This is a genomic window from Steroidobacter sp., assembly GCF_016790065.1.
Classification (GTDB): domain Bacteria; phylum Pseudomonadota; class Gammaproteobacteria; order Steroidobacterales; family Steroidobacteraceae; genus Steroidobacter.
Map to the genome: position 1 here is coordinate 1 of NZ_JAEUPY010000469.1, position 2,453 is coordinate 2,453.

Consider the following 2,453-nt stretch of genomic DNA (forward strand, 5'->3'; position numbering starts at 1 on the left):
CTGACCACCATCAATCGCATCGTTGATGAAGCTTTCAATCGCAGTGAGATACCCGAGACTGCTGCCTACATGGCCGATCGAATCGGCGGGCGGTTGACCAATTCGCCTCAGATGCGCGAGGCGGAGCGCTGGACACAGGAACGCTTGACCGCGTGGGGGTTGAAAGAAGTACGAGCGGAGGGTTTCAATTTCGGTCGCGGTTGGTCGATCGAGAGATCAAGCGTTCGCATGATTACCCCGCGCATACGCTCGATGCGTGCGATACCAGTCGCATGGACGCCGGCGACAGATGGGACGGTAACGGCGTCAATCGTCGTGGCGCCCATGGATCGTCAGCGCGACTTCAGCAAGTGGCAGGGGAAACTGCGTGGCAAGATCGTGTTGGTCAGTCAGCCAGGCGAGGCAGCGGAGCCCAGCGGTCCGCAGTTCGATCGCTTCAGCGACGATGAGTTGCGCAGCTTGCAGGAGTACCAGCAGGCGCAGCACTCTGACGCGGAGTACGTCCGCCGTTTGGCGCGTGCTGCGTTCGACGCGCAACGCGATTCCTTTCTAGCGGCCGAAGGCGCGCTGTTGTGGGTACGCAAGTCCGCGCGAGAGGGCGGTCTGGTCGAAGGGTCGACCTATGGCACGACGGCTTATGGCTACAAGGTCGGTGAGACGCCGAAACTGCCGGGGGTCGAGCTGGCCTCAGAAGACTATCGCCAGCTCGCCCGCTTGGCGAAGTCGGCGGAGGCGCCGACGCTGGAGATTCTCAACGATGTGAGATACCACGACGAAGATCGCCAAGCTTACAACATCATCGCGGACCTCCCTGGACAGGACAGGAAGGCTGGCTATGTCATGGCTGGAGCACATCTGGATAGTTGGGTTGCTTCGGACGGGGCGGCCGACAACGCGGCGGGCTGTGTCATGGTGATGGAAGCCGCGCGCATCCTGTCGCGACTGGGAATCAAGCCGAAGCGGACCATCCGCTTCGCGCTGTGGAATGCAGAAGAGCCGGGACTGTTGGGCTCGACAGCTTACGTCGAGCGTCACCTGGCAACGCGTGCACCGCTCGAGGACAAACACGCTGCGCAGCTCAACCCATACTTCAGCAAGACTTGGTTGCAACGTTGGCCCATCGTGCCCAAGCCTGGACACGCGCAGCTGGCGGCGTATTTCAATCTGGACAAAGGCTCAGGGAAGGTGCGAGGTATCTACGCAGAGGGCAATCTCGCGGTGATGCCTATCTTCAAGGAGTGGCTGGCTCCTTTTGCAAGCATGGGAGCGAGCACGGTAGCAGCGCAGGGCGTGATGGGAACAGATCACCAGTTCATGCAAGCGGTTGGCATTCCCGGGTTTCAATTCATCCAGGATCCGCTGGACTATAGAACTCGCACTCATCACTCCACCGTCGACACCTACGACCACCTGAAGATCGCAGACCTCAAGCAGGCGACTGTGATACTTGCCTCGTTTCTACTGCATGCAGCCGATCGACCGGAGCCATTGCCCCGCATGCCTCTGCCAACACGACCCAAACCAACGGATCCATTTTCGTTTGATCAAGGCGAGGAGTGATAGTCGTTCTTGGCGGTGTAAAAGTTGATTGTAGCGCGCAGGGGCTTCTGACATGCATTGTGTGTTCGTCGGAAGCTCACGGTGCAGCGAGCCCCGACGCGTTTCTTGCTGGCTGAGCCGATGCTGCAGACGAGCGCAGAAAGCAAACCACATTGTCATCACGCCGCAGCCGTGATCTGGACGAGGCTCGACTTCATCAGCAACTGGCAGGGACACATGACGTAGGTGGGTTGGCGGATGGGCGCGCACCGCTGGAATCTGAAGGATTGTCACCGTCCACGGCAGGTAGAGAGCGATCATGAAGAACTAGGAGCCGCTCGAGATTACAATCGCGACCAGCGCTTGCAGTTCTCTGTCGGGATCAGCTGTTCATGATCTGCGCTTTCATCGGGATAAGAGCAAGTGGCGATGACAGCTTGAGGCGATCGAGTATCTGACGGTGGAGACTCGATTGCGGAGGGAGCGACTCGACCGCCGACGAGACCGAGTCCCGGATGCCGAACGCAGTCGACTGCGTTACTCCGGAGCGCGCCGCTGGCTGTCCTCCGCAAAAATTCGATCTCGCCTCTGAAATGGCGGACGGGCGCACCTGTGGCATGATCACGTCGTGATCTGCTGGAGTTGTCGGACGTTACCGAATCAGGTCGGTAATTTTAGATGGAATGACTTCACGCGTGTGAGTTGGTGATAGCCAAGTGTGGATAGTGTGATGCCTCTGCCAGTGTCCTTGACGCCGGTCCATGCCAGTGCCGGGTCGAGATAGTCACAGCGGTTGAGAAACACTGTGCCGGTGTCGAGTCGTGAGCCGATGTGTTCAGCCGCTGTCACGTCGCGAGTGAAGATGGCGGCGCTCAATCCGTAGCGAGAGTCGTTCATCAGGCGTAAGGCTTCCT

Annotated in this window: 2 protein-coding genes; one reads left to right on the top strand and one right to left on the bottom strand. The window is 59.2% G+C overall.

The features are described 5' to 3' along the window. Positions 1-1,560: M20/M25/M40 family metallo-hydrolase (locus JNL55_RS19450; RefSeq protein WP_293857461.1), on the top strand; the 1,560-nt coding region annotated here is incomplete at its 5' end. A gap of 639 nt (positions 1,561-2,199) precedes the next feature. Here the strand turns inward: JNL55_RS19450 and JNL55_RS19455 are convergent. Next, a partial coding sequence (locus JNL55_RS19455) for an aldehyde dehydrogenase family protein (protein WP_293857464.1) occupies positions 2,200-2,453 on the bottom strand: 254 nt, incomplete at its 5' end.